This is a genomic window from Desulfobulbus oralis (assembly GCF_002952055.1).
GTDB lineage: Bacteria > Desulfobacterota > Desulfobulbia > Desulfobulbales > Desulfobulbaceae > Desulfobulbus > Desulfobulbus oralis.
This window is the reverse complement of the sequence record NZ_CP021255.1, coordinates 1,717,333-1,731,235: the sequence shown is the minus strand read 5'-3', so window position 1 is coordinate 1,731,235 and position 13,903 is coordinate 1,717,333. Positions and strand designations below refer to the sequence as shown.

14 protein-coding genes are annotated in these 13,903 nt (G+C 61.1%); 7 read left to right on the top strand and 7 right to left on the bottom strand.

Annotated features, from left to right (window positions below; translation table 11 throughout):
- Window positions 1-309: 309 nt before the first annotated feature.
- The 5 genes from CAY53_RS07690 to CAY53_RS07670 form a co-directional block, all read right to left on the bottom strand.
- Complete coding sequence (locus CAY53_RS07690; RefSeq protein ID WP_104936619.1) at window positions 310-1,560, bottom strand: LbtU family siderophore porin; 1,251 nt, start codon at window positions 1,558-1,560, stop codon at window positions 310-312.
- Between the two features lie 272 nt (window positions 1,561-1,832).
- Entirely contained in the window at window positions 1,833-2,081 is a 249-nt protein-coding gene (locus tag CAY53_RS07685) for a FeoC-like transcriptional regulator (protein ID WP_146106447.1), read from the bottom strand.
- 8 nt (window positions 2,082-2,089) lie between these two features.
- The gene (feoB, locus tag CAY53_RS07680; protein WP_104936617.1) at window positions 2,090-4,435 is read right to left on the bottom strand and encodes a Fe(2+) transporter permease subunit FeoB; all 2,346 of its coding nucleotides are present in this window, start codon (window positions 4,433-4,435) and stop codon (window positions 2,090-2,092) included.
- Window positions 4,432-4,674 carry a FeoA family protein gene (locus CAY53_RS07675; RefSeq protein ID WP_104936616.1) on the bottom strand — a complete coding sequence of 81 codons (243 nt, stop codon included), beginning with the start codon at window positions 4,672-4,674 and terminating at the stop codon, window positions 4,432-4,434. Before CAY53_RS07675 ends, feoB begins: the two co-directional genes overlap by 4 nt.
- Window position 4,675: 1 nt before the next feature.
- Complete coding sequence (locus CAY53_RS07670) at window positions 4,676-4,981, bottom strand: FeoA family protein (RefSeq protein ID WP_104936615.1); 306 nt, start codon at window positions 4,979-4,981, stop codon at window positions 4,676-4,678.
- Window positions 4,982-5,189: 208 nt separating this feature from the next.
- Between CAY53_RS07670 and efp the strand changes: the two genes are divergently transcribed.
- The 3 genes from efp to CAY53_RS07655 are packed head-to-tail and all read left to right on the top strand — an operon-like array spanning window position 5,190 to window position 8,149.
- Window positions 5,190-5,753: an elongation factor P gene (efp, locus tag CAY53_RS07665; protein WP_104936614.1), complete on the top strand. Its 564-nt coding sequence runs from the start codon at window positions 5,190-5,192 to the stop codon at window positions 5,751-5,753.
- Between the two features lie 22 nt (window positions 5,754-5,775).
- On the top strand, window positions 5,776-6,675 hold the full coding sequence (epmA, locus tag CAY53_RS07660; protein WP_104936613.1) for an EF-P lysine aminoacylase EpmA: 900 nt from the start codon (window positions 5,776-5,778) through the stop codon (window positions 6,673-6,675).
- A 10-nt stretch (window positions 6,676-6,685) separates the two neighbouring features.
- Complete coding sequence (locus CAY53_RS07655; protein ID WP_104936612.1) at window positions 6,686-8,149, top strand: exodeoxyribonuclease III; 1,464 nt, start codon at window positions 6,686-6,688, stop codon at window positions 8,147-8,149.
- A gap of 4 nt (window positions 8,150-8,153) precedes the next feature.
- Here the strand turns inward: CAY53_RS07655 and lgt are convergent, their stop codons facing one another.
- Window positions 8,154-8,954: a prolipoprotein diacylglyceryl transferase gene (gene lgt, locus CAY53_RS07650; RefSeq protein WP_245874773.1), complete on the bottom strand. Its 801-nt coding sequence runs from the start codon at window positions 8,952-8,954 to the stop codon at window positions 8,154-8,156.
- Window positions 8,955-9,260: 306 nt separating this feature from the next.
- Complete coding sequence (gene mnmG / locus CAY53_RS07645) at window positions 9,261-11,147, bottom strand: tRNA uridine-5-carboxymethylaminomethyl(34) synthesis enzyme MnmG (RefSeq protein ID WP_104936611.1); 1,887 nt, start codon at window positions 11,145-11,147, stop codon at window positions 9,261-9,263.
- 264 nt (window positions 11,148-11,411) lie between these two features.
- On the opposite strand from mnmG, the gene rpmH reads away from it, so the two are divergent.
- From rpmH to yidC, 4 genes are all read left to right on the top strand, one after another.
- Entirely contained in the window at window positions 11,412-11,555 is a 144-nt protein-coding gene (rpmH, locus tag CAY53_RS07640) for a 50S ribosomal protein L34 (protein WP_104937491.1), read from the top strand.
- A 34-nt stretch (window positions 11,556-11,589) separates the two neighbouring features.
- Window positions 11,590-11,919: a ribonuclease P protein component gene (rnpA, locus tag CAY53_RS07635; RefSeq protein WP_104937490.1), complete on the top strand. Its 330-nt coding sequence runs from the start codon at window positions 11,590-11,592 to the stop codon at window positions 11,917-11,919.
- Window positions 11,916-12,158, top strand: coding sequence for a membrane protein insertion efficiency factor YidD (gene yidD, locus CAY53_RS07630; protein ID WP_104936610.1), 243 nt, complete (start codon window positions 11,916-11,918; stop codon window positions 12,156-12,158). Before rnpA ends, yidD begins: the two co-directional genes overlap by 4 nt.
- A gap of 64 nt (window positions 12,159-12,222) precedes the next feature.
- Window positions 12,223-13,881 (top strand): membrane protein insertase YidC, encoded by a 1,659-nt coding sequence (yidC, locus tag CAY53_RS07625; RefSeq protein WP_104936609.1) that lies wholly within the window; start codon window positions 12,223-12,225, stop codon window positions 13,879-13,881.
- Window positions 13,882-13,903 lie beyond the last annotated feature (22 nt).

Genomic DNA, 13,903 nt, shown 5'->3' with positions numbered 1-13,903 from the left:
GCCCAGGGGAAAACGAAAAAAACAGCGTTCCTGCGACAAGGACCTGGCCGTGCGCGTCGCGTGGCGGACTTTTTCACCCGAAACGCTGGCGGACAGAGCAACAGCAACAAAGGCTTTCGACCTTCGTTGCTGCCGTCCAAATTCGCGGTACCGCCTCTGGCTGAAATTTTGCTGTAACTCGTGCAGGAACAACAAAAAAGCCGGCAGGCACCCATGGACAAGGGAATTGAAGAGACAGGGTTGGGTGCCCGCCGGCAGAAGCCTGGCAGCCTTTACAGACAAGTGCCCGGCCAGACTGATTTACTTTGTTCAGAACGCATACGACAGCCGGGTCGTGAAGCCGTGACCGTCTTCGCCGGTGCCGCCGTCGGCCTCGTCATAGTCCCTGTCAAAGAAATACTCCAGGGTCAAAGTCGTGCCTTCGAAGATGCCCAGCGCAACTGCTGCGGAATAACGGAATTCCGGCACTTCCAGCGCCAGCGCCTCCCAGGTTTTCTGGAAGCCCAGTGCGAACTCGGTGTCCAGCCCGGCGATTTCCGTGCCGTAGGCCAGCTCGGTATTCAGAGCCGCAGGCTGCGCACCGTCGCCTCTGTACTCCAAGTCAGCGGCCTCGAAGTTGTCCAGCGCGGTCGTGTACTCAGCTAGTGCGGAGAAGCCGGCATACCCGATGCTGCCGTGCACATTCAGGCCGGCCACGGTGTCGGTCATGACAGCCTTGTCATCCGCATTGCGCGGCAACACGTCCTTGATGCCGCCCGCAGTGGCCAGGTTGCTGACCAGGCCCAGACCTGCGCTGAAGCTCAGGCCGTCCTCTTCCTCACGGTCATAGCGCAGGGCCGCACCCACACCGTTGATCTCGTGCTCGTCGTCATGCTCGTCCACGCCATTGTAGGCAAAGACCGTGCCGGTAAAGCCGTTTTTGCTGAAGCCAATGGTGGCTGCTCCGTCGTTGATTTCGCCCAGGGTCTGGGTAAAAGGATCATCCACCATGTGGGTGGTGTAGTCGCCGAAAGGCGTCACGTACTTGCCCAGCTTGAAGAAGGCCGGAAAGCTCTCCGTGCCGCCCAGAACAATATAGCCCTCATCCAGAAAGATATTGTCCTCTCCGTCCTCGTACTTGAGAAGCGCCACGGCCCGGGCCCACTCGCTGAGTTTGGCCTCGAATTCCAGTTCGACCGCGTCGATATTGATGTCGCTGCTGTTGTTGTGGGCGAAATCCCGGTAAAAATCGATGTCCGCATCCACCGAGCCGTGCAGGCTGATATACTTGCCGATGTTACCGATCAGGTCGCTGCCCTCTTCGGCGGACTCTTTGGCCTTTTGCTCCTCCAGCTTCGTTTCCTGGGCCTGCAGGCGCTCGTTCTGACCAGCCATGCCCTGCTCCATCTGCTCGAGGCGCCGGCTCAGGGCCTCATTCTGCTGCTTCAGGGCCTCGATCTCCGCCTTCATGGCCTGAATGTCTCTGCTGGACGGAGCGGCCAGAACGTTGGTGGCGCCACCCAGAAAAAAGGCCCCTGTCAAAACGGCCAGAGCGGCGCTGTTCAAAAATTTACGGCACATTATTTTTGTCTCCTTTTCCTCATGGTTCTGCCTCTGTCGGTGCGGGGCTCAGTCCATAGCCCGCGCACAGGCATTTATCCGGCGCGGCGGTCCTGCACAAGCCGCGCCTGTTGCACTGCGCCTTCCCGGGGCTCTGTCATCCGGTCAGCGGCCTGCCGCAACGCCTGCCCCGGGTTACAGGGGCAGGTCCCGGCTCCGGCCTGCACGGAGTTCCCCTTTTTTCCAAAGAAACCTGCATGCCGAAGCGGCAAAACGGCTGTTAGCTGCCACTGTCAGGGCTTCTCCCCCTCTCCTTCGATGCTCGCGCCGATCCACTCGTAGACTTCCAGGGTATCCGGGTCGCACTGGCAGCAGCCCTTGCCGCAGGACTTGCCCACGACGCGTTTGACCTTGCCCTTGCCCACCCAGGTATCCAGCAACGGCCGTACGGTGTCGGCATTCTGATTGAAATGAGTGGACACGTCCTTCAGGGTGACCGCCCGCCGTTCCTGCAAATATTTCTTGACCTGAATCAAATCCATAAAGCGCCTCACGAAACAGGGACCGCCCGCGCCAGTTCCGCCGCATCCTGCGCGGTCTTGCTGCCCCGGATATACATGGCCAGAAGCACACAGAAAAAGAGGCCCCAGGCTGACAGCAGCACAGTGGTGGAATAGCCCGGATGTTGCCGGAAGGTCATGATCTGATAGAAGGAGGAGGCCACCACAAAGGCCAGCATGGTGTTCCAGAAGGCCACAAAAAGCGTCCAGCAGAGGGTGGTCTCCCGGTACACTGCCGAGAGGGCGGCCACGCAGGGCGCATACATGAGCACAAAAAGCATGTAGGCAAAAGCCCCGGCCTTGCCGTCAAACAGGCTCCGCATGACCGTGAAGACGCTGGCATCCACCTCCAGCTTCTCGGCCGCGTCTTTCTCATTCGTGTCCACTGCAATGCCCAGCGGATCCAGGAAGGTGCCGCCCAGCTCCCGGGCTTTCTCCGGAATGGTGGCCAGGGCGCCCCGGATGCCGCCCCAGAAGGAGAAGGGTTCCTCTTCCTCTGCCGCTTCGCCCCCGGCGGCTCCGTCGCTTTCGGCCATGCCGGCATAGAGCGAGTTGATGGTGCCGATGACCGCTTCCTTGGCAAAAATGCCGGTAAACAGGCCGACCACACCCGGCCAGTTCTCCTCGGTCACGCCAATGGGGCGCACCGCGGGCACAATTTTCTGGCTGATTTCAGACAGCACGGAGTTTTTGGTATCCTCGTTGCCGAAACTGCCGTCCGTACCCAGCGAATTGAGAAAGGCGAGGACAAGGATGATCGGAATGATGATCTTGCCAGCCCGCTTGATGAAGGCCATGACCCGCTCGTAGGTGCGCAGGCCCACCGCCTTCCAGGAGGGCAGATGGTAGGGCGGCAGCTCCATGACAAAGGGCGTGGCCTCTCCACGCAGCAGCGTGTGCTTCAGAACAAGGCCGGTCAAAACCGCCATGGCCACACCGATCAGATAGATCAGAAACACGATGTTCTGGCCGCCTCTCGGGAAAAAGGCCGCGGCAAACAGCGCGTAGACCGGCAGTCGCGCGCCGCAGGACATGAAGGGGTTCATGCTGATGGTCATGAAGCGGTCGCGCTGGCTCTCCAGTGTGCGGGTGGCCATGATGGCCGGCACGTTGCAGCCAAAACCCACCAGCATGGGCACGAAGGCCTTGCCCGGCAGACCGATCACCCGCATGAAGCGGTCCATGACAAAGGCCGCGCGGGCCATGTAACCGGAATCTTCCAGAAAGGACAGGCACAGAAACATGAAGAAAATGGGCGGCACAAAGGTGGATATCGTCTGGATGCCACCGCCAACGCCATTCGCCAGGACAACCTGCAGCCACGCCGGCGCATGGAGGGTGGCGAGCAGTTCCTTGAAGCCGTTCACGAATACTGTGGCGAAGAGCTGGTCGAAGAAATCGATGAAGACATTGCCCACATTGATGGTGATCATGAAGGTGAGGTACATGGCCACCAGAAAGAGGGGAATACCCCAGATGCGGCTGAGCGCGAACCTGTCGATTTTTTCGGTGAGCGAGGCATTGGCCTCGCCGCGTCGCTTTATCACGCCTTCCGTGAGCCTGGAGATGAATGCGTAGCGTGCCGAGGCGATGACAATGTCGCAGTCCTCCTCTTCCCGGGTCTCGATATACTGCCGCTGCGCTGCCACCACCGGGGCGAGCCGGCTGTTCAGCGTGAAGCCGGGGACCGGCGCGGCTTCGCCCTCCAGGAGCTTGAGCGCCACCCAGTCCAGCGGCATACGGCCCAGACTTTGCTCGGCGGCGAGCTCACCGGCAAGCAGGCGCTGCGCCTCCTGCACAGAGCCCGGATATTCGGCCGGGACCGGCGAAAAGGCCAAGGCATTGTCGGCAAAACTGGCGACCGCCGCCCGCAGGTCGTCAATGCCCTTGCCCTGGCTGGCCGACATGGGCACAACCGGGCAGCCCAGCCGCCTGGACAGCTCTTCCACGTCAATGTCAAGCCCGCGCAAGGCGGCCATATCCATCATGTTGAGGGCCACCAGCACCTTTGCCTGCATTTCCAGAAGCTGCGCAGTCAGGTACAGGTTGCGCTCGATGTTGGAGGCATCCACGATGTTGACGATGAGGGCAGCTTCGCGGGACAGCACGAAATTGCGCGTCACCTCTTCGTCCAGGGACGAGGCGGACAGCGAATAGATGCCCGGCGTGTCCACCAGCTCCACGTCGACACCTTGCCATGAATAGTGGCCGACCTTGCGGTCAACCGTGACGCCTGGCCAGTTGCCAACCTGCTGGCGCGCGCCGGTCAGTGCATTGAACAGTGTGGTTTTGCCGCAGTTGGGGTTGCCCACCACGCCTACAGTCAAGCGCGTCATAGCCGCCCCCCCTGCTCCACCAGGAGCGCTCTCGCCTCATCCTTACGGAGGGCAAGACTGTAACCTTTCACGATGATTTCCACCGGATCCCCCATGGGCGCGATGCGCTTGATCTCGAATCCGGTGCCCTTGGTCAGTCCCATGGACAACAGGCGGCCCCGGTAACTGCCACCCTCTTTGCTGTAACCCTGAATCACGCCTTTTGTCCCGACTGCCAAATCCGCAAGTGTCGTCGACATACTACTCCCTTGTCACGTAGATTTTGTTTGCCATGCCGCCGCCCAGGACATAGCGTCCTCCCGCAGCGGTTTCAATGAGCAGCGACCCGCCCTGATTCTGAACCACTTTCACTACATCGCCCTGCTGGATACCCATGCTGGCCAGACGCTCTGCAGCGCCCTGGCCTGCGGGGATCCGGACGACGCAGACCTTTTCGTCCGATGCGCCCATCGTCAGGGGAAACATCGCGCCAGAACGCCCGGCGCACTGGGGGGGCTCTGCACTGCCGCCCGCCGGCAACGTATGCAGGTTATTGTCGTCTTTCATGGTTGGTGTCCGATATGTTTTGATTGGAATAGAAAATTAGTTTGAGCAAATTCTATACCGCGCATCTATTTCAAGTCAATTTATTTTTGCATGGGGGAGCAACTCGTATGCTTCCTTTTGCCTTCCCGCCTGAAGAAGCGCTTGCGCTTAGGGAGCGCATACGATAGATAGAAAGGTTTCAATTTTCCGTTCACAAGGGGCAACCACCATGTACACTGCTTCCGATTTGCGCAAGGGACTGAAGATTCAGATTGACGGCGAACCCTATATCGTCACCGAGTTCGATTTTTCCAAGCCGGGCAAGGGCCAGGCCCTGTACCGCACCAAAATGCGCAACATGATCACCGGCATCCAGTTCACCCAGACCTACCGTTCCAACGACAAGTTCGAAGAGGCGCATCTGGATGAACGCAGCATGCAGTTCCTCTACGGCCAGGGCGACGACTTTCACTTCATGGACACAGCCAACTACGAGCAGGTCACCCTCACCCGCGAGCAACTGGGCGACAACCTGAACTACCTGATCGACAACATGGAGGTGCAGGTGCTCTTTTTCGGCGACCGGCCGATTGACATCACCCTGCCCACCTTCGTGGTTTTGGAAGTGACCGTGGCCGACCCATGGGCCAAGGGCGACACCACGGGCACCGATACCAAGCCCGTCACGGTGCAGACCGGCTTTCAACTGCAGGTGCCGCCCTACATCGAGCAGGGCGAGAAAATCCAGATCGACACCCGCACCGGCGAGTTCATCAAGCGCGTGAAAGAGTGATGCCAGGCCTGGGCCCCGGGGGCTGACGCGGCGCTCCGCCTGTTTCGGAGCGCTGCGCTCGTTTTTTCTGGAAAACGGCTACATCGAGGTTGACACTCCCCTGCGCCTGCCACTGCTTTTGCCGGAGGCGCATCTGGTTCCCTACGCTTCCGAGGGCTTCTGGCTGCACTGCTCGCCGGAAGCCTGCATGAAGCGCCTGCTCGCCCGCGGCTGCCCGCGCCTCTTTCAGCTCTGTCATTGTTTCCGCAAAGAAGAAAACGGCCGCCTGCACCAGGGCGAATTCGCCATGCTGGAGTGGTACCGGGCCCATGCCGACTACCACGATCTGATGAGCGAATGCGAAAGGCTGTTCTCCTGTCTTGCGGCCGAGCTGGCCGGATTCCCGGGCCTGCAGAAGCCAGGCTGCATCACCTGGCAGGGGCGGGAAATCGACCTCAGCGCACCCTGGGAGCGACTGACGATTCAAGACGCCTTTCAACGCTATGCCGGCAGCACGCCGGAAGCGGCAATCAGGGAGGACCGCTTCGAGGAGGTGCTGGTCGAGCGCATTGAGCCGCATCTGGGCCAGGGTCGGCCGACCTTTCTTTGCGACTATCCGGTGGCCCTGGGTTCACTCGCCAGAAAAAGTCCGGAGAACCGGGAAATTGCCGAACGCTTCGAACTCTATGTGGCTGGCATCGAGCTGGCAAACGGCTTTTCCGAACTCAACGATGCGGCCGAGCAAAGGGAACGCTTTGCCGCCGCAATCACGACGATCGAGGCAGCAGGCCGGAAGGCCGCCATGCCGGAACGCTTTCTGGAAGACCTGGAAAGGATGCCGGAGGCCGCGGGCATTGCCCTGGGATTTGACCGACTCTTCATGCTGCTGGCCGATCTGAACGACATCCGGGACGCCGTGCCCTTTTCCGCAGAAGACCTGTAGGGTTCCAATCATGACATTTCCGATAGACGAGGCTGTTTCCAGGCTGGAAAAAACCGTCGCCGCGCTGCACACGCCGATCGTTGACCTGATCGCGGTGCAGACCAGAGATCCCTTCAAGGTTCTGGTGGCCACCATCCTTTCCGCCCGCACCAAGGATGATGTCACCGCCGCCGCGGCCGGCCGGCTCTTCGCGCAGGCAACGACTCCGGAGCAACTGGCCAGGCTGGATGCATCCGCCATAGAGCAGCTCATCTTTCCGGTGGGATTCTTCCGCAACAAGGCCAGACACCTGAGCCTGCTCCCCGCCGCACTGGCCGGAAAATTCGAGGGTCAGGTGCCCAGCGCGATCGACGATCTGCTCACCCTGCCGGGTGTGGGCCGCAAGACGGCCAATCTGGTGCGCAGCGTGGCCTTCGGCCTGCCCGCCATCTGCGTTGACACCCACGTGCACCGCATCATGAACATCTGGGCCTATGTGGCGACCGACACGCCTTTGGCCACGGAAATGGCGCTCAGGGAAAAACTGCCGGAAAAGTACTGGATTCGCATCAACGGGCTTCTGGTGGCCTTTGGCCAGTCCATCTGTCGACCCGTGGCGCCGCACTGCGACGCCTGTCCTCTGGCCGATCTGTGTCCCCGGCTGGGCGTCAGCCCCCGCAGGCCGGGCCGGGCAAGGTCCGGAACAACAGGCGAAATGCCGGTCGGCAATGTGGGCCAGCTTTTTCTGTCGTGGAATGTCAATGGCCTGCGCGCCGCCCTCGGCAAGGGGCTGATCGAGGTCCTGAAGACCGTGAATGCCGATATCGTGGCCCTGCAGGAAATCAAGGCCCAGCCCGAACAGTTGCCGGAGGAGATCCGCAACCTGCCCGGTTATCACAGCTTCTGGCACGCTGCGGAGAAAAAGGGCTATTCCGGCACCGCGGTCCTGAGCAGGAGAGAACCGCTCAGGGTGCGCTACGGCATCGACCAGCCGGAATTCGACCGGGAAGGCCGTATTTTGACCCTTGAATTTTCGGATTTCTTTTTCATCAACGCCTATTTCCCAAACGCCCAGGAGGAGCTGAAACGCCTGGACTACAAACTGGCCTTTGACGAGGCCATGCTGGCCTATGCGAACCGCCTGAAGGCGGAAAAAAGCGTGGTGCTCTGCGGCGACTTCAACGTGGCCCATCAGGAGATCGATCTGGCCCGGCCCAGGGAGAACCGGGGCAATGCCGGCTTTTCCGACGAGGAGCGCGCCTGGATGGACAGTTTCCTGGCCGCCGGCTACCTGGACACCTTTCGCAAATTCTGCCCCGACCCGGGCCAGTACAGCTGGTGGAGTTATCGCGCCAATGCCCGCCAGAAGAATATCGGCTGGAGAATCGACTATTTTGTGGTGGACGAAAAGAGCGATGCACGGGTGCTTGATGCGGGCATTCTGGCCGACATCATGGGCTCCGACCACTGCCCGGTGAGCCTGCGCTTCCGCTGAAGCTTCACCTTGTGGCCCGGATGCGCCACCACCACAGCCCGCAGCCTGCGGCGATCATCAGGAGGCAGAGCCACTGACCCATGGAAAAACCCAGCCACAGGAGCCCCAACTGGGCGTCCGGCTCCCGGGTGTATTCCAGAAAAAAGCGCAGCAGGCCGTAGCCAGCGAGAAAGCAGGCCAGCATGGAACCGTGCGGCCAGAACGGCCTGGCTGGCCGGGCCCAGGGCCGGGCTTTCAGGGACCACAACAGCACGAACAGCAACAGGCCTTCGCAGAGGCTTTCATAGAGCTGCGAAGGGTGCCTCGGCAAGGGGCTGCCCTCCGGAAAAATCATGGCCCAGGGCACTGTGCTGACCCGGCCGAACAGCTCCCCGTTGATGAAATTGCCGATGCGTCCGAAGAACAGTCCAATCGGCGCCGTGACCACGTAGAGATCCGCCACCCGCCAGAAATCCAGCCCGTTTCTGCGGCTGGACCACAGTCCAGCCAGCACTGCGCCGATGCAGCCGCCGTGAAAGGACATGCCGCCCGACCAGGTAGCCGGAATCTCCAGGGGATGGGCCAGATAGTAGCCGGGATTGTAAAAGCACACATAGCCCAGGCGGGCGCCCAGAACCAGACCCACAATCAGCACCAGATTCAGGCTGTCGAAATGCGCCTCCAGCTCCTGCCAGCCAAAGCGCCTGGCCTGCCGGGCCACCAGCAGCGCGGCGGCAGCAAAGCCAATCACGTACATCAGGCCGTACCAGCGGAGCTGAAGCGGGCCGAGGGACAAGAAAACCGGGTCGATATTCGGATAGGTCATAATGAAAATCCTTTGGGAAAAGAACAACGGCCTGTCTGTGCCAATGCGCCGGCAACAGCGGCTTGGCCAGTGGAAGCGCCCCAGGAGTCTCTGCCTGGACACGGACGCCATCGGCTCCGGCCGCCGCTTCAACAGAAGGCCTCATCATGCAGGCCCACGATGAGCGGGCCCGGGCTCCATGCCGCCTGCCGGAAAATACACGAAAAAACAGCGAATGCCACCGGAGACGCCATTGCTGCCCGCCTCCGACCCGCTTCACCGCCATCCTGCCGGTACAGGACAGGAACATTGCCGGGCCAAAGGGCCTCAGATTTTCCCCTGCCGTTTCAGATGCACCTGCAAAACCGCAATGGCCGCCGGCGTGATGCCGGAGATGCGGGCCGCCTGGCCCAGGGAACGTGGTCTGATACTTTCGAGCTTTTCCACCACCTCGTTGGACAGACCGGGCAGGCCGCGATAGATGAAATCCTCCGGCAGGGCAATGCGCTCCAGCTTTTTGAAGCGCGCCACCTGTTCCTCCTGACGCCGGATATAGCCCTCGTATTTGATCTGGAGCTCAATTTCATCTGCCGCCATGCCAGTCTGCTCCGAAATCTCCGCCGGCGGCTCGGCCAGAGCTGCCAGGAGGGCCAGTTGCCGCAGATTGAGCTCGGGTCGTTTCAGGAGTTCACCCAGGGGCAGGGTCTGCACGAGCGGCGTGGAACCAAATTCCAGGAGTCTGGTATTGATCGCCTCGCCAGGCCGCAGACGCACCTCCGCCAGCATGGCCATCGTCCTGTCAATCCGGCCCTTCTTCTCGTTGAAGGCCCGCCAGGCCGCCTCATCCAGGAGGCCGGTCTCCCGGCCGATGGCGCAGAGCCGCATATCCGCATTGTCTTCCCGCAAGAGCAGCCGGTATTCAGCCCGGGAGGTGAAGAGCCGGTAGGGTTCCTTCGTGCCCTTGGTCACCAGGTCATCGATTAACACGCCAAGATAGGCCTGCGAGCGATCTAGGACCAGCGGCTCCCGATTCCGGCAGTAGCGGACGGCGTTGATGCCCGCCATGAGCCCCTGGGCCGCGGCCTCCTCATAGCCCGAGGTGCCGTTGAGCTGGCCTGCGAAGAAGAGACCGGACAGGGCCTTGGTCTCCAGCGAGGGCTTCAGACCGCGCGGATCGATGAAGTCGTATTCGATGGCATAGCCGGGCCGGATGATGCGGGCCTGTTCCAGCCCCTTGATGGCATGCACCATCCGGATCTGGGTTTCAAGCGGCAGGCTGGTCGAAATGCCGTTCGGATAGACCTCGATGGTCTCCAGGCCTTCCGGCTCCAGAAAGATCTGGTGCCGCGTCTTTTCGGGAAAGCGCATGACCTTGTCTTCGACCGAAGGGCAGTAGCGCGCACCGGTGCCCCTGATGATGCCGGCATACAGGGGCGACCGGTCTATGGACGCCCGGATGATGTCGTGGGCCGCCTCGTTCGTGTAGGTCATGAAGCAGGGGCGCTGCGGCAGGGCGGGCGGCCCGGGCGGCGTGGCGAAGGAAAAAAAGTGCACCGGATCGTCGCCATGCTGGACAGACAGCCCGGAGTAATCGATGCTGTTGCTGTCGAGCCGTGGCACGGTGCCGGTTTTCAGGCGACCCATGACGAAACCCTGCGCCTTGAACCAGTCTGCAAGCCGGGTGGCGGGAAAATCACCCAGCCGGCCGGCGCCGAAATGCTTCAAGCCCACATGCACCAGGCCATTCAGAAAGGTGCCGGTGGCCACCACCACGGCACGCACGGCCACCTCTTCATCGAGCGCTGTGCGGATGCCCGTCACCCGGCCCCGCTCCACCAGAATTTCCGTCACTTCCGCCTGGCGCAGCGCCAGATGGGGCTGATTTTCCAGCACGCGCTTCATGCGCAGGCGATAGAGGAGCCGGTCGGCCTGGGCCCGGGTGGAACGCACTGCCGGCCCCTTGCTGGTGTTCAGACGGCGAAACTGGATGGCAGTGGCATCGATGTTGCGTGCCATTTCACCACCCAGCGCGTCTATTTCCCGCACCAGATGGCCCTTGGCCAGGCCGCCAATGGCCGGATTGCAGCTCATGGCGCCAATGGTGTCGACGTTCATCACACAAACAAGGGTGGAAAGGCCCAAACGGGCGGCGGCAAGCGCGGCTTCGCAGCCGGCGTGGCCTGCGCCTATAACGGCAATATCAAATTTCTGCATGCTGTTCTCTTCAAAAGTCAGCCGGACTTTAAGCCAGCACGGCGCCAGACTATACGGAACCGACCGCAGGGCTGCAAGGGCATTGATCAGGCATTTTGCCGGAAGTGGGGAAATCCATTGACAGGCAAGCAGCTCTTTGAGTACATTTCTTCTTTTTATACGGCCTGCCTTCCTCGCAGCAGACCGGCAGGAGCCGGCATTTTCGCAGAAATATCACATTCGGAATACCGCGGGCCGCAACCTCATTTCAGCAAGGACAGCATCATGAGCAAAGGCAAAGGAACATTTCAGCCCGGTCGCACTTCGCGCTCCCGCACCCATGGTTTTCTGGTCAGAATGCGCACCCGCTCCGGTCAGAGCGTCATCAGAAGAAGGCGAGCCAAGGGCCGCAAACAACTGGCGCCGTAATGCCGTGGCGGGCGTCTGCTCCTTTCCCCGCAGGATGCGCCTGCATCTGAACCGAGAATTCCAGCGGGTCTACCATGAAGGCAAAAGGCGGCACGGGCAGGGCTTCAGCCTGATCTTTGCGCCCAACGGCTCGGGCGATGAAGCCGGTCGGCGGCTGGGCATCAGTGTGCGGAAAAAAACCGGAAACGCGGTGCGGCGTAACCGTATCAAGCGCCTGTTTCGGGAATTCTTTCGCCTGCATCAGGCGAGATTCCCCAAAGCGAGCGACATCGTCATTACCGTGCGGCCCGGCTTTGTCTGCGACAGTCTGGCAGCCCTGGATGCGGCCATGACGCCGGTGCTGCGCCGGCAGGTGAGCGCATGAGCGGGCATCTCCCGGCCTGGCGGCGCTGGCCCAGACAGGCGGCGATTCTGCCGCTCCGTTTTTACAAGCGCTTTCTCTCTCCCCTTCTGCCGCACGCCTGCCGCTTCACGCCGACCTGTGCCGAATACGCCGCCCAGGCCATATCCAGGCACGGTCTCATCAAGGGCTCGTTCCTGGCCCTGTGGCGGCTGCTCCGTTGCAACCCATTCTGCCGGGGCGGCCATGACCCCGTGCCGTGAAGACAAGACACCGAATCATCCGTCCCGGCCCGCCCTGGCGTGGCCGTTTTTCAGGTATTGAACCATGGATCAGAACCGGACCCTGTTGGCTATTGCCCTCTCTCTCGCCATTCTTCTGGGCTATCAGTATTTCTTCGTGCCGCCCATACCCCAGGACCAACAGCAGGAGGGGCAGGCTCCGCACGGCGAACAGACAGCCAAAGGGGAGGCCCCGGCGACTGCTCCCTCTCCAGTGAGCACCGCCCCCACCGCACCGGGGACCCTGGCTGTGACGGTCGACCCGGAAGCCAGGGACATCACTGTGGATACGCCGAACTACACCGCAGTGATCTCCGAACAGGGTGGCACCATCAAAAGCTTCCTGCTCAAAGCGTACCGTCGCGGCATCAAACAGGATTCGGGCCCGATGGAGCTGGCGCCGTCCGACAATCCGGGCAACCGGCCCCTGGCCTTTTCGCTGGACAATGCCGCCACGTCCAGCCTGCCGCGTTATACCGCAGACAATGCCCAAAGCCATCTCGAGGTGGAGCAGGGCACGGGCGAGCTGCGCATGACCACGACGCTGCCCAACGGACTGGAAATCGTCCGCAGCATGCGCTTTTCCGCAGACAGCTATCTCATTCCGGTCGAATACACCGTCAACAACACCGGGGATGCGGCCGTGCAGATCTCCCCGGCACTGATCTGGCACCACCAGCCCTTTCCCCACGAAAACCCGCCCAGTTCGTACCTGTTCGCCGGGCCGGAGGCCTGGGTGAACAACGACCTGGTGGAAATCAAGGAAAAGGCGCTGCTCAAGGGGCCGGTGCTGCACCAGGGCGCGATCAGTTGGGCCGGCTACAGCGACAGCTACTTTCTCACGGCCTGCATGCCGGGCAGTGAAGGGCCCCAGACCCTGAGCGTGCAGGCCGAGGGGACTGGCCAGCGCAGCGTGCTCTCGGGCGGCGTGCGTACGCTGGAGCCAAGGGGCAGCGCACAGTTCAGCTACACCCTGTACATGGGCCCCAAAAAGCTCACCATGTTGCAGGCAGCCGGCCACGACCTGTCCCGTGCCGTGGACTACGGCTGGCTGACGGTGATTGCCCAGCCCATGCTCTGGTTGCTGAACTTCTTCCATTCCTTCACCCACAACTACGGTGTGGCCATCATTCTGCTCACCATCGTCATCAAGGCGGTCTTCTGGCCCGTGACCCAAAAGGGCATGAAGTCCATGAAGAACATGCAGAAGCTGCAGCCCAAGATCACCAAACTGCGGGAGAAATTCAAGAAGGATCCGGCTGCGATGAACCGGGAAATGATGAATCTGTACAAGACCTACAAGGTCAATCCCATGGGCGGCTGCCTGCCCATGGTGATTCAGATTCCCTTTTTCTTCGCCCTGTACCGGGTACTGATGCAGGCCATTGAACTCAGGCATGCGCCCTTCATGCTGTGGATAAACGACCTGTCCATGCCCGACCGGCTCTGGCTGGGCTTTGACATCCCCTGGCTGCACGGCCTGCCGGTACTGACGCTTTTGATGGGCGCATCCATGTTCCTGCAGCAGAAAATGACGCCCACGCCAACAGCGGATCCGACCCAACTGCGCATCATGCAGTGGCTGCCCATCATTTTCACCTTCATGTTCATCAATTTTGCCTCGGGCCTGGTGCTGTACTGGTTTATCAACAACCTGCTGACCATGCTGCAGCAATACCTGATCAATCGCAGCGTCAAGGCTTGAACCGGCATTGCAAGGATCTTTT

Bases quoted from the DNA above. Each gene is read 5' to 3' on its own strand.
- yidD (WP_104936610.1), top strand. From the start codon at position 11,916: ATGAGCGGGCATCTCCCGGCCTGGCGGCGCTGGCCCAGACAGGCGGCG.
- lgt (WP_245874773.1), bottom strand. From the start codon at position 8,954: ATGACCTATCCGAATATCGACCCGGTTTTCTTGTCCCTCGGCCCGCTT.
- rnpA (WP_104937490.1), top strand. From the start codon at position 11,590: ATGCGCCTGCATCTGAACCGAGAATTCCAGCGGGTCTACCATGAAGGC.
- efp (WP_104936614.1), top strand. From the start codon at position 5,190: ATGTACACTGCTTCCGATTTGCGCAAGGGACTGAAGATTCAGATTGAC.
- yidC (WP_104936609.1), top strand. From the start codon at position 12,223: ATGGATCAGAACCGGACCCTGTTGGCTATTGCCCTCTCTCTCGCCATT.
- CAY53_RS07675 (WP_104936616.1), bottom strand. From the start codon at position 4,674: ATGTCGACGACACTTGCGGATTTGGCAGTCGGGACAAAAGGCGTGATT.
- rpmH (WP_104937491.1), top strand. From the start codon at position 11,412: ATGAGCAAAGGCAAAGGAACATTTCAGCCCGGTCGCACTTCGCGCTCC.
- CAY53_RS07685 (WP_146106447.1), bottom strand. From the start codon at position 2,081: ATGGATTTGATTCAGGTCAAGAAATATTTGCAGGAACGGCGGGCGGTC.
- feoB (WP_104936617.1), bottom strand. From the start codon at position 4,435: ATGACGCGCTTGACTGTAGGCGTGGTGGGCAACCCCAACTGCGGCAAA.
- CAY53_RS07670 (WP_104936615.1), bottom strand. From the start codon at position 4,981: ATGAAAGACGACAATAACCTGCATACGTTGCCGGCGGGCGGCAGTGCA.
- CAY53_RS07690 (WP_104936619.1), bottom strand. From the start codon at position 1,560: ATGTGCCGTAAATTTTTGAACAGCGCCGCTCTGGCCGTTTTGACAGGG.
- mnmG (WP_104936611.1), bottom strand. From the start codon at position 11,147: ATGCAGAAATTTGATATTGCCGTTATAGGCGCAGGCCACGCCGGCTGC.
- CAY53_RS07655 (WP_104936612.1), top strand. From the start codon at position 6,686: ATGACATTTCCGATAGACGAGGCTGTTTCCAGGCTGGAAAAAACCGTC.